Below are 24,604 nucleotides of genomic sequence, written 5' to 3'. Positions count from 1 at the left end.
ATTATTTATTCATCAAAGATACCCGCACCTTCCCCTGCCTCAAGTGCAAGCCCTACCGCTTTAAAAGCATCATACAGCTCAGCGAAGTTTGGAATATGATTCTCATTCAGGATACTGATTCCGGGCTGCATACTCTCACCGCTGATCATACATCCGACAACCATCTTGCCGGTCTGTTTTGAGAACCGGACAATCTCCTTTGCAAGCTTTATAGGGTCAATGGAGGTTACAGGAGACGCAGCAACAAAGGCTATGTCCCAGAAGTCCTGGTACCTGATGAGAATATCAAGTGCCCTTGCATATCTCTCAGCTCCGGCATCCCCTATGATGTCCACCGGATTTTGTCCGCTCCAGCCTTCAGGCATAAATTTGTCAAGCTCTTCTTTCATCCTCTCCGGAAGGGGGATCAGTGTTATACCGTTTTCACCCGCAAAATCGGCTGAGAGTACTGCAAAACCGCCACCGCTCGTAACAACAACCGCCCTCCTGCCTTTGGGCCATCCTTCAGATGCCAGAAGTCCTGCCACAGAGAAAGCGCTGCTGAGTGAGAAGGCATTTATTATACCGGCCTCCCTGAACGCTTCCTTATAGATCTCATAACTGCCTGCCAGCGAGCCGGTATGTGACATTGCCGCCTTCTTTGCCATCTCTGTCTTTCCGGCCTTAAGTACAATTACAGGCAGCTCTTTTGCATGCTTCCCTGCCATCTCTGTAAATTCACGCCCCGGCTTAAGCCCTTCAATATAGAATACGGCCGCCTTTGTTCTGCAGTCTTTAAGAAGCATCCCAAGATAATCGGAAAAATTAAGATCTGCCTGGTTTCCAACCGAAATTACGGTTGAAAGCCCCGTATTACCGACAATTCCCCTGTCTGCTGCCGCCGTAATTATCGCGCCGCTCTGGGATATGAATGCAACAGGCCCTGGTTTTGGCATCTTCTGGCCAAAGGTTGCATTTATTCCTTCATACGGAAGCATTATGCCGAGGCAGTTTGGTCCGGCAAACCTGATGCCATATTCTTTTGCAATACTGACAACTTCCTCTTCAAGCTTTGCGCCCTCATATCCGGCCTCTTTAAAACCGGCAGAGATTATCACTGCTGATTTTATTCCCTTCTCCCCTGCATCCCTCATAACCTGAGGGACAGACTTTGCAGGAACCACTATCACTGCCCAGTCAGGGATAACGGGAATATCAGAGATGTTTTTAAATACCTCTTTGCCAAGTATTGAGCCGCCTCTGGGGTTTACAGGGTAAATATCACCTGAGAACGGGAGAAGATTGTGCATGAGGTAATATCCGAGCTTGCCCGGAGATGAGGACGCTCCAATTACAGCAATGCTCTGTGGTGAGGTAAATTTTTCAGGAGCTGACAACAGGGGTGGCGTGGAAGCCGGAGTGTCAGCCGGAATCTTTTCATCACTGATAATTATCCTTGCATCCACAGCAACAGCCCCGTTGGAATGGAGAATAAGCGGGTTTATGTCAAAGGAGATAATATCCTCATTTTCAAGAAACATGCGGGCGGCATCAGCAATTATCTCCTCAAGTGCAGAGCGGTCATACTCCTCACCGCCCCTGTATCCCCCGATAATGGCAGAGATCTTAGTCTTATCGATCATCTCAGATATCCCGGTTCTGTCAACCGGAAGAAGACGGACTGAGATGTCCTTTATAAGCTCAACAAGTGTCCCGCCAGTCCCGAAGGTGATCACCCTGCCAAATACAGAGTCCAGCTTACCACCGATGATAACCTCAGGCCCTTCTTCCACATGCTCAGATACCAGCACACCTGAAATTTCAGCATCAGGAATCCTCTTATTTATACGAATCAGGAGGCTCTCATATTCAGATTCAAGTTCTTCCGGAGAGGAAATTCCGGTAACCACCCCGCCGACATCACTCTTATGTGAAATATCGGGCGATACAATCTTTAAAACGACAGGATAGCCTATTTTTTCAGCAGAAGAGAGGGCCTCACCAACAGATTCTGACAGACAGTAATCCGGAACCCGGATATCATAACGGTTCAGGAGATCATAACATTCCGGTTCGGATAACAGATGCCCATTCATATCATTGATTAGATCACATCTGGTATTTTTAACTGTGGCAGATCCTCACCCCGGCAAACCTGAAATAAAATCAGCGCCACTATCACCATTATGCGAACAAGCCACAGCCTTCTTCTCCGGATCTGGCATGATCCGGAGTTTGACATGAAAAAAGCAACCATATATTACAGAGATCGTGGCGCACCCGGAGATCTCTCGATCGCAGAGGGAGAATATATCAGAAAACCTGACAGGGACTGGTTTGAAGTTGAGACAGAAAAAGGGATTAAAATAATACCATATCACCGCATCATAAAAATCTCATATGCCGGAATACCTCTGTGGGAGCATGCCGGATGAACTGCCTGTTAAGTCTGATAGTCAGAGCCCGGAGGGATCAGACTCGGAGAGATCAGACTCGGATTTGAAGATTTTCAGGACTCAGCATATAAAAAAATAATCTGAGGGTTATGCCGTCCCACTGCATCCCGGCCCGTTGATTACACTTCTCCCGCTGCTCTTTCTCTGCACCCTGATTCTGGTTGAAATTCTCTCCTTAAGAGCAGGAACGTGAGATATTACACCGATTGTCTTACCTTCATGCTGAAGGCCTGAGAGTGTGTCAAGGGCTATATCAAGGGAATTTTCATCAAGTGTCCCAAATCCCTCATCAAGGAAGAGAGAATCCACCCTGACCCTGCTCCCTGACATATCAGAGAGGCCAAGTGCAAGGGCGAGGCTGACAATAAAACTCTCCCCTCCGGAGAGGTTTTTGGTAGATCTGACTTCTCCTGCCTGATAGTTGTCAATTATGCCGAGCTCAAGCGGGTCTGAGTCACTTCTGACAAGTATGTACCGGTCACTCATCTTCCTGAGCTGATTGTTCGCATGAACCACGAGGATCTCAAAGGTAAGCCCCTGCGCAAACCTCTGGAATTTGCTCCCGTTATGTGAGCCGATAAGCTCATTGAGCTTCTCCCACCGGAGAAGAACCTTCTTATGCTCTTCAATCTCCTGTAATTTTCCAGATGCGAAACCTTTCTGTTCATCATTCGTCTTCAGCCTCACTGATACCTCTCCGGTTGAGCGATCGATATCCCTCTGCCTCTCAGTAAGCGCTGTATGAACCTCACGGAGTTCATCTGCCCCCATCTCTGTCAGGCATTTCTCCCTTTCAGCAGCAAGAATGCCGGACTTTTCAGAGAGAAGATGTGCAACCCTCATCTCTCCGGTTTTGATCTCCTCTTCCACTGCCGAGATTCTTTCAGCTTCGGATTCCGGAATGATTGCCTCTTCAAAAGCGGTCTCAGACTCAAAACCGGCACTGTGGATTGTTGAGAGGAAGGTCTCGTTTAAATCCGCAATTTCAGAGTTCAGGACGGAAATTGTCTTCTCAAAGCCTTCAATTCTGCTCTCAAGCTTTATCACTTCTGAAGAGAGATTCTCCTTCTCCTCACGCTTCCTGATAAGGAGGGCTTCAGCCTCTTCTGCAAGACATTTAAGCCTCATCTCCTCCTCATCGGGATTTTTATCCCCAAAAAGATCAAATCTCTCAGATTTCAGCAGTTCCACTTCCGATTCAAGCTTTCCGGCTTCTTCAGACTTCTCCTGCCTCCTACCTACGGCCTCCGAGAGCAGTGCCGAGAATTTATCGAGATCTGAACGGCAGTGGGAGAGCTTCTTCGCGGAAGCCTCATGCTCCTTCTCTTTTGTACTGTATGTCAGAAGAATCTCTTTTAAGAGAGCCGGGATTTCACTTCTCTTCTCCGGCATACTCTCTCCGGGAGCATATGTACGATATTCATTCTCAAGCACACCCGCAAGGCTCTCAGACTCACCCCTCATCTGTATGAGATCTCCGGAGATCTTCTCTTCCGCAGATTCACCCTCCTTAAGGAGATATTCTGCTTCCCTAATCTCACCCTCAGCAGCCGCTGACCTATCCAAAAGTCCGGAGAGCATCTTTTCAGCCTCACCGAGTTTATTATGCAGAGGTTCATAATCCCTGATAACAAGCCGGATCTCTGCAAGTTTATCTTCACAGCAGAGGGCCTTCTTCCGGATCTCATCCCTGCCAGTCTCTTCAGGGTTCATGCCGGCATTTTGCAGACACTCTGCAAGGCCCTCTTTAAGCTCCGTTATTCCGGATAACAGCTCTTCAGATCTCTTCTTATCCCCTTTAATCTTAGATTCAAGAACAGCTATATCAGAGAAAGTTCCGGAAATCTGAGAGGAAATCTCCTCAAGAAGCAGTTTTTCAGCCTCAATCTTAGACTTCGTCCCGTCAGATTCAGGAATTTCTGCTGCATACGGATGTTTCGAAGAGCCGCAGAGCGGACATGGTCTTCCTGAAACGAGCTTCTTTCTCTCATCATCAAGGCTTTTAATCTTTGATGCAAGTGCATAATTCTCCTCCAGCACCCTGATATATTCAGATTTTTCATTCTTCCTGCCTGAGAGAAGAGAATACTTATCTTTGAGTGTTATCAGCTCTGCACTGTCCCTTTCACTATCTTCTGCAATAGAAGAGAGCTTATTGGCAGCATTTTCTGCTTCGTCAGCATACCGGAGGGCTTCTTTAAGATGTGATGACAATCCGGAGTACTCCCTGTCAAGCTCATAAAAACCACTGATCTTTCTGCCGGCAAGAAGACTCTGTATCTCTTCCGATATTTTCTCATTTTCAGCCCTGCATTCCGAAAGCCTGACGTTTATATCTGAAAGCTCTTTTTGCCTGCCGGAGATCTGCTTCTTCTTTTCAGCAATATCTTTCTGGGATTTTTTAAGCTTAAGAGCCAGTCCGGACTCCTCCCTGAGGCATGCAGTGTACTTCTTTGCCTTCTCCTCTGTGAGAGCCATATTTCCCCTGAGGGTTTTAAGCCCCTCATTTTCAGAGAGGTATTGTGACAGTCTCTCCGCTTCAGACTCCAGAAATGAGATATTCTCTGATATTCGTGAGATCTTTGCTTTATATACCTCCTCTTTCACCTTCAGCTCCTCAAGGCTCTTTATGGCAGAGGATATATTCTTCAGGCAGCCATCAATAATTATATCAGATTTTCTGGCTTTTTTGATGACTTCAAGGCTGTCATCAAGATTTTTTGAAGCAGAATACCTCTCTGTAAGTGCTGTCTCATACTCAGAGAGAGAGAGATCATATTTATCCTTCAGCTCCGGAAATACAGCATTTAAATCATCAAAGGTCACACTCTCCTCAGACTGTTTTGCCCTCTTCTGCCGGAGATTTTCATATATATTTTTAAATTCCGAGGCTTTTTTAAAGAGTGTAAGCCTTTCAAGATCATCTGCTGAATTATCCCTCAGAACTGCTACCTCCTCCTGCTCCTCATTCAGGCGGCAGATCTCAGCCTCAATATTTGAGATATCCTCAACCCACCGGATAAACCTGTCAGTCTCATCAAGCTTCGCTTTGACAAGTGAACCTTCCTGATTCAGTGAATTAAACCTCTCCTTCAGGTCCGACTCCTCCTCATCAGAGATGATGTTTATGGCCCTGAGTGACTCCTGCATACCGTCAAGGATATTCTGCTCATATTTCTTTCTCTCATGCACCTTTACCGAAATTTCGGTGTAGATCTCAGTCCCGGTGATCTGCTCAAGAACGGGTGCACGATCTGCCGGACGTGAATTTAAAAAGACCGCAAAGTCACCCTGTGCAAGCATAATTGAGCGCTTGAAGCGGTCATAATCCATGCCGGTCATCTCTTCGACAACACCAGGCACCTTCGATTTTTTATCCTCGATTATCTTTCCGGATTTCAGATCAGATATCTCATGCTTAGGCCCCTGGAGTTTTCCACCGGGATTATTGCCGGATTTTCTCTGGGAAAAATTACAGCAGAAGCACCCTTTGGCAGATTCAAATTCCACCTCGGCAAAGCAGTCGGATGAGAGCCTCGACATCACCTCATTTGTGGACTGTGAGATCTTTCCAAGCCGGGGAGTCTCACCATAGAGGGCAAGGGAGAGGGCATCGAGTATGGTTGTCTTGCCCGAACCTGTCGGGCCGGTTATTGCAAATATTCCGCCTGACTCATATTCAGGCACTGTAAAGTCGATCTCCCACTTTCCGTAGAGAGAATTGAGGTTTTTAAAACGTAACTTCAGAATTTTCATATCAGCCACCTACTCTGCATTATGGTCCCCTTCATGAATCTCGGCAAGAATTTCACCATATGCACTGAGAAGTTCTCCATAATCCTCCTCAGAAACGTCATTTACTGCAAGACAGCGCCTGAAGACCTCATTTTCATCGAGATCCTCAAGAGTTATGCAGGAATCACATGAGGCCTCAGAGTCCCTTGCAATCTGCAGATTCTTAATCCGGAGTATATCTACAGGCGTATCCTTCACCATATCAGTAAAGCGCCTGTTCACCTCAACTGCTGATGCCCTGCCCACATAAATTATCTCAACACAGCATTTTTCAGCAGCAAATATGAGATCTCTGAGCTTATCAGTAATCTCAGCACTGTCACCCTGAAGGGAATACAGCGGCATAAAGCAGGGCACGGTTATCTCCTCAATAACTGGTGTTTTTCCGGATGAAAAATCAGCAACCACTACAGACTTCCTTCTCTTTGCCTCACAGAATCCAATCGGCAGAGGAGCGCCGCTGTACCTGATATGCTCTTTTCCTGACTTCTGCGGCATATGCAGATGGCCAAGCGCCACATAATCAAAGGTATCCGGAAAACCTGACGGGCTGAAGGCTGACAGCTTTCCCACATAGATGTCCCGCACGCCATCCCCCTCAGTGGTCATTCCTCCGGCAGCGAAGAGATGTCCGGTTGCGATCACCGGCAGGTCATAACCGGATTTTTCAACGGTTTTTTCTGCCTCATCTGCTATCCTTCTGTAAAATTCACCAATTGCAGCTATCAGTTCAAGGCCCTTCTCTTCGGCATCCTGTCCGGGTTTATACCGTCTTATATCCCTGTCCCTGAGATATGGCACTGCACAGACAACTGCACCGGGATTACCCTCTGCGTTGTTCAGGACAACTATATGATCAGAAATTTCATCTGTCACTGCCCCGAAGATATGCAGATCCATACATCTGAGTATCTCCTTTGGCGCGTTCAGAAGAGAGGGGGAGTCATGATTGCCCCCGGTAATTATTGCATACCGGCAGTCTGTCTCAGACAATCTCCATAAAAATCTGTAATATATCTCAAGTGAGCGGTTGGATGGATTTGTGGTATCAAATATATCCCCCGAAACTATGAGGGCTTCAATGCGCTCCCTATCTATACAGTCGATAAGCCAGTCAAAAAAGGCTTCAAATTCCTCATATCTGCTTTTGCCATAGAGATTATGGCCAATATGCCAGTCGGATGTGTGAAGTATTCTCATATTAATCAGATCCCTGTTTACTTTCCGGAAAAATTATGGCGCTCCTGCATCCCCGCCGGATTATTTTCAGGAATATTCTCCAGAACTGTTTGATGGAATTATATATTAAAGGCAGCAGAATATACCAAAAACCCGGGAGGAATTACCCGGCCGATGACAGAGTATATACGCCAGATTATCCGCCCATTTAAGATTACAGACAATAATACAGGCCAAAATGAGGAATTATTAACAGATAAATACTGTAATTCCGGTCTGAAATTCATCAGAATTTCCTAAAGGAAACAGGGGGAATATAATCTCCTGATGACACCCGGAGATGTCAGATCAAAATCAAAAGATATAACAACAACCCGATCCAATGTATCTAGGCAACAGCAATCAGGGCCCGTAGCATAGTCGGTGGTGCACCCGGCTGATAACCGGGAGGTCGTGCGTTCGAGTCGCACCGGGCCCACTACACTTTTTGTGATTTTTACTTATTCATCAGTTTAAACTGTAAAGTCACCTGAAAAATGATAATCTGATATTTTCGGTCAGTCCGGCGTTTAAGTCCGGATAAAAATCTCAGCCGTGAATGCCTGCCCAATCTTCCGGCACGGAGAAACGATCTGCCACCATCGGCGCACATTTCTTAATCATCCCTTCTCAGTTCAGGATCAGTAAATATTTCCTCACTGTAGCAGGACAGTACAGCCTGTGTTAGTAAAAAAAGGGATTTTCAGGCTGGATTCTCTACTGAATCTTCCTTAAAGACAAATGCAATCGTCTTCTCAAGTGAATGCACAAGATCCTGCTCTTCTTTGAGGTACTGCTGAAATGCCTTATAGAGCATAAAAGTGATCTCATATCCGTAAATATCAACAGCTTTTTCAGGAGTCATCTCTTCAGCGTATGAATCGGTCATGTATTCATGGGTAGAATAATAGATCTCAAAGAACTTCCCCTCCGAATCAAGGACGCAGAACTGATCTGAGACAGGCATAGAAGAATTGTCCGGCCTGAAAGGCAGGGGATCGCTCTTTGCAAGGATGAACATCTTATTGTCGTAATAGATGGTGTCATAAAGTTCTCCCTTGCCATCGTTTTTTGCACGAAGAAGCATATTAAGCCCGTAACTTTCCACAAGCTGCGCTGCCTTCTCACCCATACGCGCAAGAAGAAGAACCTCATTATCCTTTATTTTCCCGGCCAGTTCACTCTCATCCTTCTTTGCTTCCTTTAATTTACTGACAATGCAGTCAAAACCTTCCTCAATTATATCCATTGATCAAAGAATTGACCGGAATAGTAAAAAACACTCTTTCTTTGATGTGTATAATCTGTATGTGGCATAAAAAATCAGATCTATGTATCATATTGAGCAGCCCCATGCTGCAAACACATGGAAACTGAAATATATCTTCCGTCCAATTACCTTTTAATGAATATGTTCAGGATTGCCGTTACAGGAATATGTATTGCGGCAACAGCATTCCTTGGTATAATAAACCCGCTCTTCATAGGTTTTGGGGTCATAATTACCGGAACAATAATAATGGCCTTTGTAATCAGTGACTCCGGAAAAAAAGTAGGAGAAAGGCCAATTATAATCCCTTATGTATCAGACGACAAAAGAAAGATTGTCCTTACAAATATCGGAAACAAACCTGCATTTGATGTAAAAGGGGAGATAAAGAAGAAAAACATAAGTTTCTCAGCCGGAAATATCGAACCTGACGGGATCTTTGATTACAGCGCAGAAAATCTCGAAAGAAGCGCAAATATATACCTCAGCTACAAAAGTGAGGATGGGAAGGAATTTACAGGGACCCATAAGCTCATATTCGGGATGGATGAGGAGTATGACCCTACAAAACCGATGTTCAATATGTTTGGAGACTGACAGAAAAAGAATAAAAGACTCATAAAAAAAAGAATATATAAACCGGCAGTAACCCGCAGATCAGATCTTCTCACCGATCAGATAATGGGTTCTGTGCCCGGTGATCTCTGCATCAAAGGACTCACCGATGTTATGGTCTCCCATAACAACAATATTATTGTATGATCTGTCACGGGCGATGACCGTACCGGCCTTCTTCTTCTCAGTAACAGATACAGGAATTACCTTTCCGATCAAAGACTCATTATTCCGGTTGTAAATCTCATGCACTGCAACAGTAAGCGCCCTTGATCTCTCCTTTTTCATCCAGTCCGGCATATCCTTATATTCTGCTGCCGGAGTATTTTCACGCACTGAAAATCTTGTGATATTGACCTTGGTCGGGCAGACCCTCTTAACCATCTCAAGGGTCTCTTTAAAGTCCTCATCGGTTTCACCCGGGAATCCGACTATCAGATCGGTTGAAACCCGGATATCCGGAATTTTCTTCCGGAACTCTGCCACAATCCTCTCAAAATCTGCTGAAGTATAACCCCTCTTCATATCATAGAGGACTTTATCAGAACCTGACTGGACAGGTATATGAACAAATTTAAACACTTTGGGAGAGAGAAACCCGTCAGTTATCTCATCCAGATATGGCAGAATAGTCTTAGGATTCATCATCCCAACCCGGATCTCAAAATCACCCTCTACTTCTGCCATGGCTTTTAAGAGAATGCCGAGATTTACACCACAGTCATAACCATAGGCACTTACATCCTGACCGGTAAGCTGAATTTCATGAACACCCTCAGATACCAGCTTCTCAGTTTCAGAGACAATATCAGCAACTGAATTGCTGTTAAGTTCTCCACGGGCAGACCTGGTAATACAGTACGTACAGCAGCCAAGGCAGCCCGTCCCCATCTGTACAATACCGACACCACCGTCAACAGAATGACCTATCCTGTCAGAATGCCTGTAAATCTCCTCCGGAAGAATGATCCTGAGGTCAGGCCTGACACTTCTCAGCAGTTCTGACTGAACAACCGGCATACACCCCGTTACAATAACTTCACGATCGCTGTAGTCCTGAATTGCTCTAATCATTGCCCTCTCGGTCTGGGCGACGACCGTACAGGTGTTGATAACAACAGTCTCAGCCTCATCTGCAGGGACAACTGTACAACCCTGGGAAAGGGCTATATCCATTAGTTTTCCTGTATCAGCATAATTGAAGGTGCAGCCATAGGTCTCAAAATGAACCTTTCTCTCTCTTAAAAATTCCATATAGTCAGTTAATTATTATATCCGGCGGGAAAAAAGAGTGATCATCAGGACAGATAAGATATACCGGTTATTATGCAATATCGGATTCTGCACTGTGAACTGATCTATCCTGAAACTAAAAGGAAGATACGTTTAATTAAAGCTGAAACATATCTACAGAATATCAGGAAAATACGGGACACATAAAGAAATTCGGAATAAAGCAGGAAGTCAACTACCCCTGAGCTAAAGACTCAGGGGTTTCCTGCTACGTTCTTATGAACGGAGACCTGCTTAAAACTGAAGTACACATCAAGAGGTCAACTACCCCTGAGCTAAAGACACAGGGGTTTCCTGCTACGTTCTTATGAAAATCCGTAAAGAAAAACACCCTCTCGAAGATGCAAAGGCTATGCATATGCAGGAACAGGACAATGACACTCCGCTTGTCACTCCCGGACCTCTAAGAACAACAGTAGGAATAGGCCTGATTGCAAGCAGGAAGGACTATGACCTGGCACTTGTAGTTGAGGGATTTAAAAGGGTCCTTACCAAAACTGAGAAACTACTCTCCAATACACCACACAGGTACCGCTTTTTAATACCGTTCTGTCCGGGGGAAGAACATAAAATACTTCAGATGGTACTTGCAGATGCCGTCTGGAACAGGTGCTCCGAACCGGAGATCGTACTTGTAAGACATCCCAAAGTAAAGGGAGAGGGAAAGTCTCATTTTGAAAGAAGCCCCTCCTGCAAAACGGTTTCATTTGAACTTGAAGATTCCAGACCCGGATTTGATCCCGTATATGATGCCCTCATAAATGACTCAAATCTTGTTATTGTGGTAGGTGAGTATGAACCTGATTCAGAGGAATACAGAAAGGGCAGCATGTTCTCACTTGCAAGGAGGTATGGAAGAACAATCGTCTCAATAGACCCACAAAACGGCCATACTTATGACCTGCCACATGATGACCGGATCTTTGAGTCTTACCGTGATCTCAATACCTTCAATACTGAGAAGTTCAGTGCCCGCACTTTTATGAAAAACCAGAACAGGTACAGGGAAGCCTTAATGAAAGAGGCTGAAAAAGCAGGACTTCATGAGAAGAACCTTGAACCTTTGTATATGACCCTTCTGCCCCATTTTACCAGAACTAAGGTTCTTATGAAAATGTACAAGAGGTATTACAGAATCACAGGGATTTTAGTATCCATCCTTGCTGCTCTTGCAGTTGCGACAATCGCCATGCAGACTGTTTTTTTCCCCGATAAGCCATATCTTGTATGGATTGAAGTCGCAGAGATCGCACTGATTATTACCCTGATGATGGGATCAAGATATGGTGACTACCACAGGAAGTGGATAGACTACAACTTCCTTGCAGAGAGAATACGTGCGGCATTCTTCCTCTGCGTAATCTGTACAACATGTGAAAAACCGGATACACCACCACATATGAGCCTTGCCCACCGGCCGAATGACTGGATGGTTATGGCATTTGAGGAGATTATTGAGACTGTACCACTGAAATATTGCAGAATAGATGTCCCTTTTGAACCGCTCCGAAAGTTCTTCCTCTCAGCCTGGGTGAATAACAGACTTGGCTATTACGAAAAATTCGGATTGGATTCAGCAAAAAAATACAGACTGCTCGCAAAAACAGGGGAAATTCTCTTTATCCTGACCCTGATTCTCGCGGTAATGCACGCTACGGGAATCGGACACTGGGAGTCATATTACGATGCCAGAATCCCTATGGCACTTGCATTTCTGACGATCTCCCTGCCGGCCGTAGGTTCTGCAATAGGTGCAATAAGAATGCAGAGAGAATATCTCAGAAATTCAGAGAGGTATTCACATACTGTAAGGCACCTCTCCTCAGTTAAAAACGAGATCCAACACGCCGATACAATGTCAGAATTATGTGATCTGTTGCAGGAGATTAACGAGATAACACTCCGTGAACAGCAGGACTGGAGAATAATATTCAGATTCAGAAAAATTGAGGCCATGTGAGATTACCGGAGGTTCAGACCGGATCTCTGCCACGGACATCAGGACATTATCCGCTAAACCTCAGCAGGACTTTTATTCCTGACCATTAAAAACCGATCCTCACCTTCTCCGAAATAATCCTTAATTCTCTCTTCGGGAGAAAAACCGTATTTCCGGTATAATGACAGAGCCGGCCCGTTAACCGGAGACACTGTAAGATAGATCTTATTAACTCCTGACTTTTCAAGCACCCCGATGGTCTCTTCAAGAAGTTTCCTTCCTATTCCGCCGTGCCTCCTTTGGCAGTCGACATAAATCCTCAAAATCCAGCCCTCATCCGGTTTTTTAGGTATAATGCCCCCGATACAGTATCCGGCAACAGTTCCGTCTTTATCCCGTGCAACAAGATAAGTGTCTGCATGTATTGACGCTGCATGGCGGAAATATACCTGAGGTGTATATTTTTCATCATTTGTCTGGCTGTCAAGATTAATAATGCCTGAAAAATCAGAATCCCTGTAAATTCCGATCTCCATTAAATATTATGTTACACCTGAAAAGAGATATATCTCTGCGTATATGCCACAAATAAACGGAGAATGAATACAATATGAATAATTACAGAATACTCTGATTCAGGCAAAAAAATCAGATTTGAAGTATCTGTACACCTCATTTACACAATCAGATCAACGGGAAAAAAGCCCGCCAATAGCACCGCCAATAATCCCCAGAATACCTAATGAAAGCGAAAACACCAGAATAATAATTATGTCAACAATAATGCCAACCGCAAGTCCGCCTATGCCGAAAAATGCAAACCCTCCGACAAGAATCAGAATGGACGCGATAATTGCACCAAATATTCCGGAGGTGAATCCTGCCTTAGCTCCCTCCATCGTCCCCTCACCGACCAGTATTCCGGCTATGAAGCCGCCTATTACAGGTGCGGCAAATGATGCCATAGGATGTGCATGCCCAAAGAGCAGTGAAAGCAGTATCATAACGAGAAACCCGGCAAATGCCGGAATCCAGAACGCCATATTATCTCATTATTCCTCACCATTATAATAATTATCTCTGATTTGTCTGTTTAAAGGAAAAATCACCCCGATATTGTCTGTTTAATCCGGAATAAATTTCCGGATGCGAACAATTATATTACTTAATGCTTTAGAATAGAGCATAAGGTTGATTAAAATGACTGAAATTAAAACTTTTGCCGGTGCAATGAATTTCACACCCGGTTGGTGGACTTTTGTCCTGATGGGTCTCTTTGCACTTATAATGGGCACAGCAGCGCTGATATGGACCCCGTTTGTAATTCTCTTCTTTGGGTACTTCATCGGGGCACTTGTAATAGTCTATGGAATTATTACGATTATTCAGGGGGCACAGTCACATGAAGGTGCAGGTGCATCCGCGGCTCTAATCATTCTCGGAATTCTTGCAATAATCCTCGGATTTTTCGCAATATCAAATATTCTTTCCGCATGGCTTCTGGTAACATATCTGATAGCATTCTGGGCACTTATGACCGGATTTACAGATTTCTGGATGGCCTTTACCGGAAACGGAGGAGTCGGCTATAAGATTCTTCTTGTCATTGCGGGATTACTGTCACTCTTTGTAGGATTTTACATAATGATGTTCCCCGGAATCGGCACTGAAACAATGGTCTGGATTCTTGGGGTCTTTGCTGTTGCATGGGGAATTGTAATGATAATTACCGGCCTTATGTTCAGGGGAAAGACACCAGAGGAGATCTCATCCTCAATGAGTGAGGAACAGCAGTAATATTACCAGAAAGGGATTTTATCCCAGAATATTTCTTTTTTTAACACAGACATTTCAGGCAGTTTCAGCAGCGTCCGGTCTACTGACCGCAGGATTATGACAAGAGGTATTAATTTAGGGGTATAAACTGAATTTGCAGATGAAATTCAGATATGATGTAGATGAAAAGCCACCCTTTGGGGAGAATGTCGCCACCGGGATTATGTGGGCGGCTATTTCGCTATCATTTGTGCTGATTATAGGAATGATAATCTCCGGGATGCACACTGATAATCCGGGTGAAGCGATTTTTTACCTGCAAAAGCTTATGTTCATAACCGGGATCGCTCTTGTCATACAGGTTATCGCAGGACACAGACTACCAGTGGTGTTTGGTCCGGCAGCAGTGCTTCTTGTAGGGACTATTTCATCTGCCGGTTATTCTCCGGATTCAGTTTATACTGCCATTGTAATTAGTGCGGTTATCGGCTCCCTTATTGCTGCCGCAGGGCTTTTGCAGTATATCGGGCGGATGTTTACCACACGGGTGATTACAGTTGTTCTTATGCTGATAGCCTTCACACTCATACCAACAATACTTGATCTGATTATCGGAAACTGCAGCGACGGGACAGTCTTTTTAAAACTGATTTTTGCTTTTTTTGCAATGATGCTGATAATCTATGCCAACCGGATTCTTAAGGGAGTATGGAAGGCAACAATTCTGCTCTGGATTATAATCATCGGAACGGCGGTATATTTCATCATATTTCCTCTGGAATTCACATCATTTCTGGAATCCGGACTTTCTGCCACAGCCTATACACCTGAAATAAACTCGTTAATGATTCATCCGGATTTTGAGCCTGGAGTGATAATCTCATTTTTAATCTGCTATCTTGCTCTTATTGTGAATGATATTGGTTCTATTCAGGGAATAGGTGATATAACAGAAGCCGAAGGTATGAGAGAGAGGTACAGACGGGGGGTGTTCTTTACCGGAATTATTAACGCAGTCTCCGGATTTTTCGGTGCTGTCGGCGGTGTCAATTACTCCACAAGCGCCGGCATGATACTTGATACTAAGAATGCGTCACGGTATACCCTGATTCCGGCAGGTGCAATTCTGGTATTACTTGCAGTTATTCCCGGAGCAGTGCCCCTGATGGCCGCCATTCCAACACTAATCATAGGGTGCCTGCTTCTCTTTGTCATGTCATCGCAGTTTTCTGCCGCCCTGTATGTATTCTTCAGGGACCTGAGAGGTAAGCCGTTTGACTTTGATAACGGAATTATCATAGGTTTTCCGATCATTTTAGGAAACCTGATATCATTCCTGCCGCCCGATGCCGCAGATGCACTGCCTTTACTTATACGCCCGGTTGTCGCCAACGGATTTGTTGCCGGAGTTGTGAGTGTTCTGATACTTGAGCATATCATCTTCAGGAAGATATGAGTAAATATCCTCCATTAATGTTCACGGCATCATGAATTACATCTCAGATAGTGAACAGCACAACTGCGGATCTCCAAAAAATGCGCCAAAATTATAAATCTTAGCATCGTCCTGTATAATTATATACCCGGATAAAAATTTCAGGCCAGAATAATATTTTAAATTTAAATAATTTCAGAATAAAAATGGAAAATGGGAGGGAGAGATGATGAAAAAATTTGATCATGAAAGGGCGGAAGCACCAGTATTAGGCACGCTTCTGATGGTGGGGCTTGCAGTTGCCTTCATAGCAGTTGCAGGGATATATGTATTCAGTATTCCGGTCTGGGAAGAAAGCCCTAAACAGGCTTACTTTAAGATTGAACCGGTTAAAACCGAGGATTCTCAGTATTACTTTAAGGTATTCAATGTTGCAGGTGATGATATTCTTGTCCGCACAGGTGATGAGGCTGAGATTAAAGTTACTGACCCCAACGGCCAGATGCATACAGTAGCAAAAGGAAACTGCCTTACAGACTTCAGAACCGGAGATACCGCCTATCTCTTCTATCATAAAATCAAAGAAAATTTTACACTCTCTGCAAAAAACCCTGAATCCGGCAATGTTTCAGGTCTCGCACAGGGAAAGTGGATATTTATTCTGATTGACACTGAAAAGGATATTACAATATGCAGAAACTCTGTTGAGATTTGAAAACAAAATCTTTATTCAGAGTAATATTTCAAAAAAAGGGTTATTTTACGGTTATTTTTCCGATCCTTCAAATGAGCCATATGCCCTCATTGACAGATACGAATCGGCAATTACAACCGCCGCCATTGCTTCCGCAACAACAGTAATCCTCGGCACTATGCAGGGGTCATGCCTTCCTCCGGTTGAGATTAACCTGTTACTCCCGTAAATATCAACAGTCCTCTGCTCAGACGATACAGAGGGTGTGGGCTTTACAGCAATTCTGATGACAATATCCTCTCCGGTTGAGATGCCACCGAGAATTCCTCCGGCATGATTAGAGAGAAATACCGGATTTCCGGCACCATCAGCAGCCATAAGATCATTATTCTCAGTCCCGTACACGTCTGCTGAAGAGAAACCGTCCCCAATCTCAACACCCTTCACAGCACCAATCGAGATCATCGCACCCGAAAGAGCGGCATCAAGCCTTCCAAATACCGGATCGCCAACTCCGGCAGGACATCCCTTTACAGTAACCTCAACAACGCCACCGACTGAATTTCCCGCCGATTTTGCAGAGAGAATCTCCTCCTCAAAGAGTTCAGGATCAGATATGCCATGAACTGATACAATCCGGCTTTCAAACGACATCCCTCTTCCGGAAAGCATCTTCATCGCGAGGGCACCTGCCATAACCCTTGAAACCGTCTCCCTGCCCGAACTGCGCCCGCCGCCGCGGTAGTCCCGGATTCCGTATTTGGCATGATAGGTGTAATCCGCATGTCCGGGCCTGAACAGCTCTTTTGCAGATTCATAGTCTCCGCTTCTCGCATCTCTGTTCCTGACAATCATGGCAACCGGCATTCCGGTTGTCACACCTTCAAAAACACCTGAGAGTATTTCAGGGGTATCGGATTCAGACCTCGGAGTTGACAGCGGCGAGAGGCCAGGCCTTCTTCTCTCAAGGAGCGGCATCATATCCTTCTCTGAAAATTCAATACCGGCAGGACAGCCGTCAACAACAACACCAAGCGCCTTACCGTGGCTCTCACCAAATGTTGTAAACCTGAAAAATCTGCCAAAGGTATTCATTGCATAGCCTCACGGATAACCTCTTCTTCCGGTCTGAAACCAAACATGAGGAAAAACTGCTCAACTGCCTGATACACAAACATTTCCGCGCCGGAGATACAGATACAACCCTTCTTCTCAGCCATCTTCAGAAGTTCCGTATCAGGCGGAGTGTACACGAGATCAAAGACCCTCATGCCCTCTCTGAAGGTAGATTCAGGTACAATAAGACCTCCGGCCCTGTTCATCCCGACAGGAGTTGCATTGATGATGACATCAAAGACACAGTTATGTATCTCATTTAACCCGCCTGACCGGCATTCAAAAGACTCCGCAAGTAAAGCTGCTTTCTTCTCATTGCGGTTCAGGACAGTCACATCAAAACCAAGTACAATAAGGGCATAGACCGCCGCACGGGCAGCGCCGCCTGCACCAATAACCACCGCACTCTTTCCTTCTATGCTCCCGCCGGCATCCTTAAACGACCTCTTTAAAGGTTCTGCAATTCCAATCCAGTCGGTATTAAAGCCATAAAATTTACCGCAGAAATTAACAGCAGTATTTACAGCACCTATTGCCGCAGCATCAGGTGATATTTCGGTCATGAAATCCACAGCATCCTCCTTGAAAGGAATAGTGATGCTAAGCCCTCTCACCCCTGAAATTTCGGCAGTTCTGATAATCTCACTAAAATCCCCGGCCTCCATATATGTATAAAATCCGGAAATTCCATAATTTTCAAAGATCTTCCTGTATATTGCCGGACTTTTAGAGTGCATGCAGGGATTGCCGGAGATTGCACAGAGACTGACAGGACTCTTCTCACCGACAACATCAAGGGCAAGTCCCCTCTCATCCTCCGAAGGCATTATGGAATTTCTGAAGAATTTCTGCAGTAATTCCCTCCCCGGAATAGTCAGATCTCCGGACTCCACAATCCCGGCTATCTCATCAGAGATCTTCTCAGGACTCTGTTCTCCGTCAATGCAGAAATCCGAAGATCTGAGGTACGCCGGCATCCGATCCTTCATAATCACAGCAACCTCATGGTCAAGCGGAAGGGAGGTCAGCGGCGGTCTTTCACTCCCGGTAATTCTCTGTACAGACTCTTCAGGGGTAATATTGAGGAAAAATACAAGGGAGTTCTTCCTGAGATGCCTGACATTATCGTGGTCAAGGACAACGCCACCGCCTGTTGAGACAACACAGTCACCAGGTGGAAGTTCTGAGATCACAGAAGATTCTGTAAGCCGGAAATCCTCCTCACCAAACTCCTCGAATATATCTGATACTGACATGCCCCGCTCTTCCTCAATGAGATTGTCAGTATCAATGAAGGGGAGATTCAGCTTCAGTGAGAGCAGTCCGCCGACAGTTGTCTTTCCGCTGCCCCTGAATCCTGTAAGAACTATTCGTGCAATAAGCCAGCCCTCCTTAACTCACTGAAAAATTCCGGGTATGACTTCGAGACGCATTCAGGGGAATCAATCTCAACTCCTCCTGCACCAAGACCTATAACTGCCGCAGACATCGCTGTTCTGTGATCATCAGCAGGATCAATCCTGCATTCACGGAACTCAGCCGGAGATATAACAATGGTATCGTCTCCTGCCTCAACAGCCCCGCCACATGCCTCAGCCATATTAATAACTGCCCGGATTCTGTCACTCTCCTTATACTTCAGATTCTTAATGCCGTGTATTGTTGTGGGACCGTCTGCAAAGAGTGCCACAGCAGCAAGCGTCTGGATAACATCCGGAGATCCGGACATATTAACCTCAATACCACTCAGTCTCTTCCTGCATTCAGCCACAACAGAATCCGGATATGAATCCAGGTCAATATCACAGCCCATATCTCTGAGCATCCCTAAAAATGCCCTGTCGCCCTGAATGGAATAAGGATTCAGGTTACTGACTTTCACACGCCCGCCGCATACTGCGGCAACTGCAAAAAGATATGATGCAGAGGAGTAATCCCCCTCGACAGAATAATCTGACACAGAATATACATCCTGTGGGATCAGAATACTCCCGTCACCCTCATCACGGGGAATAATGCCAAATGCTCTCATGACATCAGCTGTAATCCTGAGATAAGGCTTTGAGGCAATGCTCCCTTTAGGCATAATATTCATTGGATAATCTGAATAAGGGCCTGAGAGCATAAGCGAGGATACATACTGGCTTGACTTTGAAGCATCAACGATGACTCTGCCCCCGGAAAGTGTGCCTGAAATCCTCAGAGGGGGAAAGCCTTCATTTCCGGTGAAGATAACATCTCCTCCGGCCTGTATTATCGCATCCGCAAGATCGCCTACCGGCCTCTCCCTCATCCTCTTCGTGCCTGTAAGGGTCACTCTTCCGGGTGAGAGAAGAGAGAGGGTTGATAACAGCCTTAGTGTTGTACCGGAATTTTTGCAGTCAATTGTCACCTCACCAACATCCGGAAGCACACCTCCGCATCCATCAACAGCAATACCCTCTTTTGTCTTTCTGCACGATACCCCAAGCCGTATAAGGGCATTCACAGTTACATCAATGTCCTCTGAATCCAGAGGATTTCTGATAAATGACTCTCCCTCAGCAAGTGCCGCACATATGAGTGCCCTGTGAGTATAGCTCTTTGACGGCGGCGCTCTGAGTTCAATATCAACAGCTCCCGCCTTTTTAATTTTTAAGCCCGTTTTTACACCTCCTCCATTACGTAACATCCAAGTTCCTTCACTGTTGCAATTCTCTTCAGTGAAGATATTAGTTTCTCCCCTGATTCAGCTTCAAAGTCTATGAAGAAGACATAACTCCCAATACCCCTCTTAGAGGGCCTTGACTCAATTCTTGTCAGGTTAATTTTTTCACCTGCAAAAACACCCAGAATATTGTACAAAAGTCCGGGCCTGTCAGTCTCCGGGTCAATTATTATACTGCATTTTCTTCTGCCGGAAGCAGAAACCGTTTTACGGACCTCAGAAATTCCGCCGGGATATTCTCCTTTATCAGGCGAGATCAGGAGAAATCTGGTAATATTATTATCAGAATTCTGGATATCCGGCCGGATAATATCGAGCATAAAATTTTTTGCGGCAGATACTGATGTAACTGCACATGAACCGGGGTTTTGAAGGGCAAGCCGTGCACTGTCTGCATTGCTTGCCGTATGAATTACGGGAATGCCAAGATCTTCGATAAACCTGCTGCACTGTGCATGTGACTGCGGGTGGGCATAAAGAACTCTGCACCCACCTGCCGGTACGCCATCAGATGCCAGATTATGCCGTATAGGCATATAATACTCAGCAGCAATCCTGCACCCCGTATCCATAAGTCCGTCAAGAGTCTCACCAACCCCACCGGCATCGCTGTTCTCAACCGGAACGAGACCAAAGCATTCACCTTTTTCCGCTTCAGCAAATACTCTCTTTATTGTCGGAAAGAGGACTACTTCAGAATCTCCGGAGATCTTAACTGCTAATTCATGGCTGAACGTCCCTTCAGGGCCAAGTGCTGCTATCTTCATTTAACCGGCCTCCCGGACTTTGCCAGTGCGTCAATTACAAGATCTGTATCCCTCGTAGCCTGAGGGATATACCCGGAGAAGAACTCTCTGTTCTTCTCAAAAAGTTCCTTAAAGGATTCATAATCCACTTCTCTGATGTATTTGAGCATCTCACCGGATGACTCGGAAAACTTCCCTGCCATCTCAGCAGACTTTGAATTCATCATAAGAATATCGCCGTAGAGTTCAGGACTCTGGCCGAGTATCCTTCCTATAATACCCATCTCAATCCTGTACACCGGACTCATAACCGGAATTATAACTTCGGGAGAAATACCGGAATTCCGGATGGCATCAGCCACACAAATAGTTGCGAAATGGACAAGGCCCTGTACAACACCCATCACCCGGTCATGCTCTCCGGCATCCATCTCAATGACTGTGGCATCTTCATCTCTGAATACATTATACAGAATATCAGCACTCTCCTGCCTGCACCTTGCGGGAACTGAGATTATTGTCTGCCCCGACAGTGAAGAGACAGACGGACCAAACATCGGGTGAAGGCCGAGAACCTCTGCCTCAGTCTTTAACATGGCATTTACAGGTCCTTCCTTGACCGATGTAAAATCACAGAGGATCTGATCTGCCCTTAAGTACGGTGAGATCTCCTCTATAACAGATATTGTCTCATGAATCGGAACCGAAATTATGACAATATCAGATTCTTCTGCAATATCCCGGTTTGAGATAGACGTACTTCTGCCTGAAACAATGACAGAAAAACCGGCTCTCTCAAAAAGAGGGGCAAAGAGGCGGCCCATACCACCCGTGCCGCCAATGATTCCGACTTTCATCTGAAATTCCGGATTACTTCTCCAGTATGCTCTCATCAACAGCCATTCCGAAATGCCGTCCGCCCTTTTCGATATGACCGAGGATTTTGTCGCCCGGTTTTACAGATATGACAGAGACGGGGGTGCCGCCCTCTTTTACAAGCCGGATGGTCTCTGCATTCTGGAGTATCATGGTATGCTCTTTACCACCGGATTCTGCCTTAATAAGAAGCATCGGCCTCTTCTCTATCTTGACCCGGCCGACAGTCGCACCGGATATTCCGCCATCCCTGTCTGCGATTAAAACCCGGTCGCCTGACTTTACTTCAGAGAGGTATGAGGTCTTTTTGTTCTCCATCATAGCATAGGCATGCACTGCTCCGGCATTGACCCTGAACGGCCTCGGCGCAACATATGGATTTTCAAGAGTTTCCGCATGTACAAGCAGAAATGCCGACGATGTATTTCCAATAAGCATACCCTCGCCCTCTTTCATAAGAGTACATGTATCCACACAGACTCTGTCACCCATTCCGGCATCGGTGACTGAAGTAACTGTGAATACCTCAAGACCAATACTTCCCCCGCCTCCGGTGGTGATTGCGGAAACCTCCCTTATCTTCTCATGGGTTGGATTTTTCAGAAGAATACCTGCAACCCCTTTTTCAAGAATCCCAAGAGCTGTCTTTACCTCCGGAGCGTCCTCAACAGAGGCAATTATCCGGTCAGAACCGGCAACAAGGTTTTCAAGCGGAATTACAGTCCAGTCCGTGGTATGGACTATTGTGTAACCCTTCTTTGAAAGTTCAGCAGCCTTCTCTGCTGTTTCTGTATCCTTAATATGAATTTCAAAGACATCTCTGCCAGGAACCAGATCACCATCAGATGAGATGGTTTTTATTCGCCCAAGTTTCCTGACATCTTCTGCCTTTTTGCATAAGATTCCTGTGGCTCCGCCCTCTATCGCAGCGGTTGCCAGATCCTTATCCCACTTGCTGAGATCAACCCAGAATTCCTTCATTTTTGTCACCCTCAGAGATTTTTTACCGCTTCTTCCGGCATTGCCTCATCGTGAACAACTTTGCAGAGTGCACTTATGAATTCTGCCGGATTTTTCCTCTGGAATGAATTTCTGCCGAGGCACACACCTGCACCTCCGGCCAGGACAGATTCCCTGACAGTTCTGAGAGTCTCAAGATCCCCTGCCTTCTCACCGCCGGCCACAAGTACGGGCACTGAGCATGACGATGTTATCTTTCTGAATGTCTCAGGGTCGCCTGTGTAATTGGTCTTTATGAGATCTGCCCCAAGTTCCTCGGCAACCCTGACGCAGTGGCCGACAGACTGAAGGGACGTTGGATCAACCCCTTCTCCTCTTGGATAGATCATAACAAGAAGCGGAATTCCCCAGCGGGCGCATTCCCTTGAGACCTTTCCGGCCTCCTCAATCATCTTTGACTCATGAGGAGCACCGAGGTTGATATGAATGGATACCGCATCCGCACCTATGCCGATGGCTTCCTCAACTGTGCATACCATCACTTTGTCATTGGGATCGGGATTTAAGGATGTGCTTGCAGATAAATGAACAATAAGTCCGATGTCACGCCCGTGCTTCCTGTGCCCCGCCTTGACCATTCCCTTGTGAAGAACTATGGCATTCGCACCGCCATCAGATACATCGGATATAATCTTAGGCATATCACCGAGGCCTTCGATCTGTCCGAGTGTAAAACCGTGATCCATAGGGATTATGACTGTTCTCCCCGTATTCCTGTTCATTATCCTCTCAAGCCTGATCTCTTTTCCAATCATAATCTCAGATCCCTTTCTTTATTACTTCAATCGCCTCTTCGGCGCTTCTCTTCTCATGTACAATCATTGCAGCCGCACGGACAAACCTGTCCGGGTGTGCATGCTGAAAAGCATTCCTGCCGATTGATACACCCGCAGCCCCGCCTTCCATTGCACCCTCAATGAGCCTTAACGTCTCGATATCACCCATCTTTGAACCGCCGGCGATGACCACCGGAACATGGCATCCGTCTGTAACCTCCCGGAATGAGTCAGGATCTCCGGTGTACACCGTTTTAACGATATCAGCACCAAGTTCAGAGGCCACCCTTGCGGCGATCTTTATCGAATTGGTCATATTATCGGCATTTATTTTTTTGCCCCTCGGGTACATCATTGCAAGAAGTGGCATGCCCCATTCTATACACTCAATTGCTGTACTTCCAAGATCAGAAAGCATTCTCGCCTCTGATTCAGCACCGATATTTACATGCATTGATACTCCGTCCGCACCCATTTTAAGGGCATTCTGAACGGTATTTACCATCACCTTGTTATTAGGATCAGGACCTAAATCTGTACTTGCAGAGAGGTGTAGTATAAGGCCGATGTCCGGGCCACCTCTTCTGTGGCCATGAAGTGCAAGGCCCATATGACCGATTACAGCATTTGCACCGCCAAGTGCAATGAGATCAACGCTCCTTTCAAGATCAATAAGACCCGGAATAGGCCCGGATGAGACACCGTGATCCATCGGCACTATAACGGTAGTGCCGGACTCTCTCTTCATTATCCTTTCAAGCCGGATTTCTTTTCCCATCATGTTTAATCATTCCATGAACTTACATATAAATTAAGGGACATCCGAAAAGCCATAAAATTATTTTAAAACGCCAAGCTGTAAGGCGGCTTTTCGGATGTCATTTTATTCAGAA

The 24,604-nt window shown here is 45.6% G+C and carries 21 protein-coding genes and 1 tRNA gene; 7 read left to right on the top strand and 15 right to left on the bottom strand.

Translation table 11 applies throughout. The features are described from left to right. Nucleotides 1-5: 5 nt before the first annotated feature. Nucleotides 6-2,075, bottom strand: coding sequence for an acetate--CoA ligase family protein (locus L6E24_RS08210; protein ID WP_257741506.1), 2,070 nt, complete (start codon nucleotides 2,073-2,075; stop codon nucleotides 6-8). Nucleotides 2,076-2,219: 144 nt separating this feature from the next. Here L6E24_RS08210 and L6E24_RS08205 point away from each other — a divergent pair, with 144 nt between their 5' ends. Next, entirely contained in the window at nucleotides 2,220-2,414 is a 195-nt protein-coding gene (locus L6E24_RS08205) for a DUF504 domain-containing protein (RefSeq protein WP_257741505.1), read from the top strand. Between the two features lie 108 nt (nucleotides 2,415-2,522). Here the strand turns inward: L6E24_RS08205 and L6E24_RS08200 are convergent, their stop codons facing one another. Continuing rightward, entirely contained in the window at nucleotides 2,523-6,191 is a 3,669-nt protein-coding gene (locus L6E24_RS08200; RefSeq protein WP_257741504.1) for an AAA family ATPase, read from the bottom strand. A gap of 9 nt (nucleotides 6,192-6,200) precedes the next feature. Next, on the bottom strand, nucleotides 6,201-7,430 hold the full coding sequence (locus tag L6E24_RS08195; RefSeq protein WP_257741503.1) for an exonuclease SbcCD subunit D C-terminal domain-containing protein: 1,230 nt from the start codon (nucleotides 7,428-7,430) through the stop codon (nucleotides 6,201-6,203). 384 nt (nucleotides 7,431-7,814) lie between these two features. On the opposite strand from L6E24_RS08195, the gene L6E24_RS08190 reads away from it, so the two are divergent. Beyond that, nucleotides 7,815-7,887 (top strand) — tRNA-Ile (locus L6E24_RS08190). Nucleotides 7,888-8,151: 264 nt separating this feature from the next. Here the strand turns inward: L6E24_RS08190 and L6E24_RS08185 are convergent. Next, nucleotides 8,152-8,697: a hypothetical protein gene (locus L6E24_RS08185; RefSeq protein ID WP_257741502.1), complete on the bottom strand. Its 546-nt coding sequence runs from the start codon at nucleotides 8,695-8,697 to the stop codon at nucleotides 8,152-8,154. Nucleotides 8,698-8,814: 117 nt separating this feature from the next. Between L6E24_RS08185 and L6E24_RS08180 the strand changes: the two genes are divergently transcribed. Next, nucleotides 8,815-9,315, top strand: coding sequence for a hypothetical protein (locus L6E24_RS08180; RefSeq protein ID WP_257741501.1), 501 nt, complete (start codon nucleotides 8,815-8,817; stop codon nucleotides 9,313-9,315). Nucleotides 9,316-9,375: 60 nt separating this feature from the next. Here the strand turns inward: L6E24_RS08180 and L6E24_RS08175 are convergent, their stop codons facing one another. Beyond that, nucleotides 9,376-10,587 (bottom strand): tRNA (N(6)-L-threonylcarbamoyladenosine(37)-C(2))-methylthiotransferase, encoded by a 1,212-nt coding sequence (locus tag L6E24_RS08175; RefSeq protein ID WP_257741500.1) that lies wholly within the window; start codon nucleotides 10,585-10,587, stop codon nucleotides 9,376-9,378. A 346-nt stretch (nucleotides 10,588-10,933) separates the two neighbouring features. Between L6E24_RS08175 and L6E24_RS08170 the strand changes: the two genes are divergently transcribed. Then, on the top strand, nucleotides 10,934-12,586 hold the full coding sequence (locus L6E24_RS08170; protein WP_257741499.1) for a hypothetical protein: 1,653 nt from the start codon (nucleotides 10,934-10,936) through the stop codon (nucleotides 12,584-12,586). 53 nt (nucleotides 12,587-12,639) lie between these two features. On the opposite strand, the gene L6E24_RS08165 is transcribed toward L6E24_RS08170, so the two are convergent. Together L6E24_RS08165 and L6E24_RS08160 are read right to left on the bottom strand one after the other, a co-directional pair. After that, entirely contained in the window at nucleotides 12,640-13,101 is a 462-nt protein-coding gene (locus L6E24_RS08165) for a GNAT family N-acetyltransferase (protein ID WP_257741498.1), read from the bottom strand. Nucleotides 13,102-13,254: 153 nt separating this feature from the next. After that, on the bottom strand, nucleotides 13,255-13,608 hold the full coding sequence (locus L6E24_RS08160) for a DUF5518 domain-containing protein (RefSeq protein WP_257741497.1): 354 nt from the start codon (nucleotides 13,606-13,608) through the stop codon (nucleotides 13,255-13,257). A gap of 157 nt (nucleotides 13,609-13,765) precedes the next feature. On the opposite strand from L6E24_RS08160, the gene L6E24_RS08155 reads away from it, so the two are divergent. The 3 genes from L6E24_RS08155 (at nucleotide 13,766) to L6E24_RS08145 (ending at nucleotide 16,491) form a co-directional block, all read left to right on the top strand. Further along, the gene (locus tag L6E24_RS08155; protein WP_257741496.1) at nucleotides 13,766-14,362 is read left to right on the top strand and encodes an HdeD family acid-resistance protein; all 597 of its coding nucleotides are present in this window, start codon (nucleotides 13,766-13,768) and stop codon (nucleotides 14,360-14,362) included. A 139-nt stretch (nucleotides 14,363-14,501) separates the two neighbouring features. Next, complete coding sequence (locus L6E24_RS08150; RefSeq protein WP_257741495.1) at nucleotides 14,502-15,797, top strand: uracil-xanthine permease family protein; 1,296 nt, start codon at nucleotides 14,502-14,504, stop codon at nucleotides 15,795-15,797. A 205-nt stretch (nucleotides 15,798-16,002) separates the two neighbouring features. Then, complete coding sequence (locus tag L6E24_RS08145) at nucleotides 16,003-16,491, top strand: type IV pilin N-terminal domain-containing protein (protein WP_257741494.1); 489 nt, start codon at nucleotides 16,003-16,005, stop codon at nucleotides 16,489-16,491. Nucleotides 16,492-16,542: 51 nt separating this feature from the next. On the opposite strand, the gene L6E24_RS08140 is transcribed toward L6E24_RS08145, so the two are convergent. The 8 genes from L6E24_RS08140 to L6E24_RS08105 all read right to left on the bottom strand — a co-directional run bounded on the left by L6E24_RS08140 (nucleotide 16,543) and on the right by L6E24_RS08105 (nucleotide 24,492). After that, the gene (locus tag L6E24_RS08140) at nucleotides 16,543-17,565 is read right to left on the bottom strand and encodes a chorismate synthase (RefSeq protein WP_257741493.1); all 1,023 of its coding nucleotides are present in this window, start codon (nucleotides 17,563-17,565) and stop codon (nucleotides 16,543-16,545) included. Continuing rightward, nucleotides 17,562-18,878: a shikimate dehydrogenase gene (gene aroE / locus L6E24_RS08135; protein ID WP_257744004.1), complete on the bottom strand. Its 1,317-nt coding sequence runs from the start codon at nucleotides 18,876-18,878 to the stop codon at nucleotides 17,562-17,564. The genes L6E24_RS08140 and aroE overlap by 4 nt, the downstream gene beginning before the upstream one ends. A gap of 74 nt (nucleotides 18,879-18,952) precedes the next feature. Continuing rightward, nucleotides 18,953-20,257, bottom strand: a complete 1,305-nt coding sequence (gene aroA / locus L6E24_RS08130; protein WP_257741492.1) for a 3-phosphoshikimate 1-carboxyvinyltransferase — start codon at nucleotides 20,255-20,257, stop codon at nucleotides 18,953-18,955. Next, nucleotides 20,233-21,060, bottom strand: a complete 828-nt coding sequence (locus tag L6E24_RS08125) for a prephenate dehydratase (RefSeq protein WP_257741491.1) — start codon at nucleotides 21,058-21,060, stop codon at nucleotides 20,233-20,235. The genes aroA and L6E24_RS08125 overlap by 25 nt, the downstream gene beginning before the upstream one ends. Next, complete coding sequence (locus tag L6E24_RS08120) at nucleotides 21,057-21,896, bottom strand: prephenate dehydrogenase/arogenate dehydrogenase family protein (protein WP_257741490.1); 840 nt, start codon at nucleotides 21,894-21,896, stop codon at nucleotides 21,057-21,059. The genes L6E24_RS08125 and L6E24_RS08120 overlap by 4 nt, the downstream gene beginning before the upstream one ends. A gap of 13 nt (nucleotides 21,897-21,909) precedes the next feature. Next, the gene (locus L6E24_RS08115; protein ID WP_257741489.1) at nucleotides 21,910-22,896 is read right to left on the bottom strand and encodes a 3-dehydroquinate synthase II; all 987 of its coding nucleotides are present in this window, start codon (nucleotides 22,894-22,896) and stop codon (nucleotides 21,910-21,912) included. Nucleotides 22,897-22,907: 11 nt separating this feature from the next. Further along, nucleotides 22,908-23,690, bottom strand: coding sequence for a 2-amino-3,7-dideoxy-D-threo-hept-6-ulosonate synthase (locus L6E24_RS08110; RefSeq protein WP_257741488.1), 783 nt, complete (start codon nucleotides 23,688-23,690; stop codon nucleotides 22,908-22,910). Nucleotides 23,691-23,694: 4 nt separating this feature from the next. Continuing rightward, nucleotides 23,695-24,492 carry a 2-amino-3,7-dideoxy-D-threo-hept-6-ulosonate synthase gene (locus tag L6E24_RS08105; RefSeq protein ID WP_257741487.1) on the bottom strand — a complete coding sequence of 266 codons (798 nt, stop codon included), beginning with the start codon at nucleotides 24,490-24,492 and terminating at the stop codon, nucleotides 23,695-23,697. Between the last annotated feature and the right edge of the window lie 112 nt (nucleotides 24,493-24,604).

The organism is Methanoplanus endosymbiosus (assembly GCF_024662215.1).
In the GTDB taxonomy this organism is placed as follows: domain Archaea; phylum Halobacteriota; class Methanomicrobia; order Methanomicrobiales; family Methanomicrobiaceae; genus Methanoplanus; species Methanoplanus endosymbiosus.
Note: the sequence above shows the minus strand (reverse complement) of the source record. Positions and strands in the feature narration are given on the sequence as shown.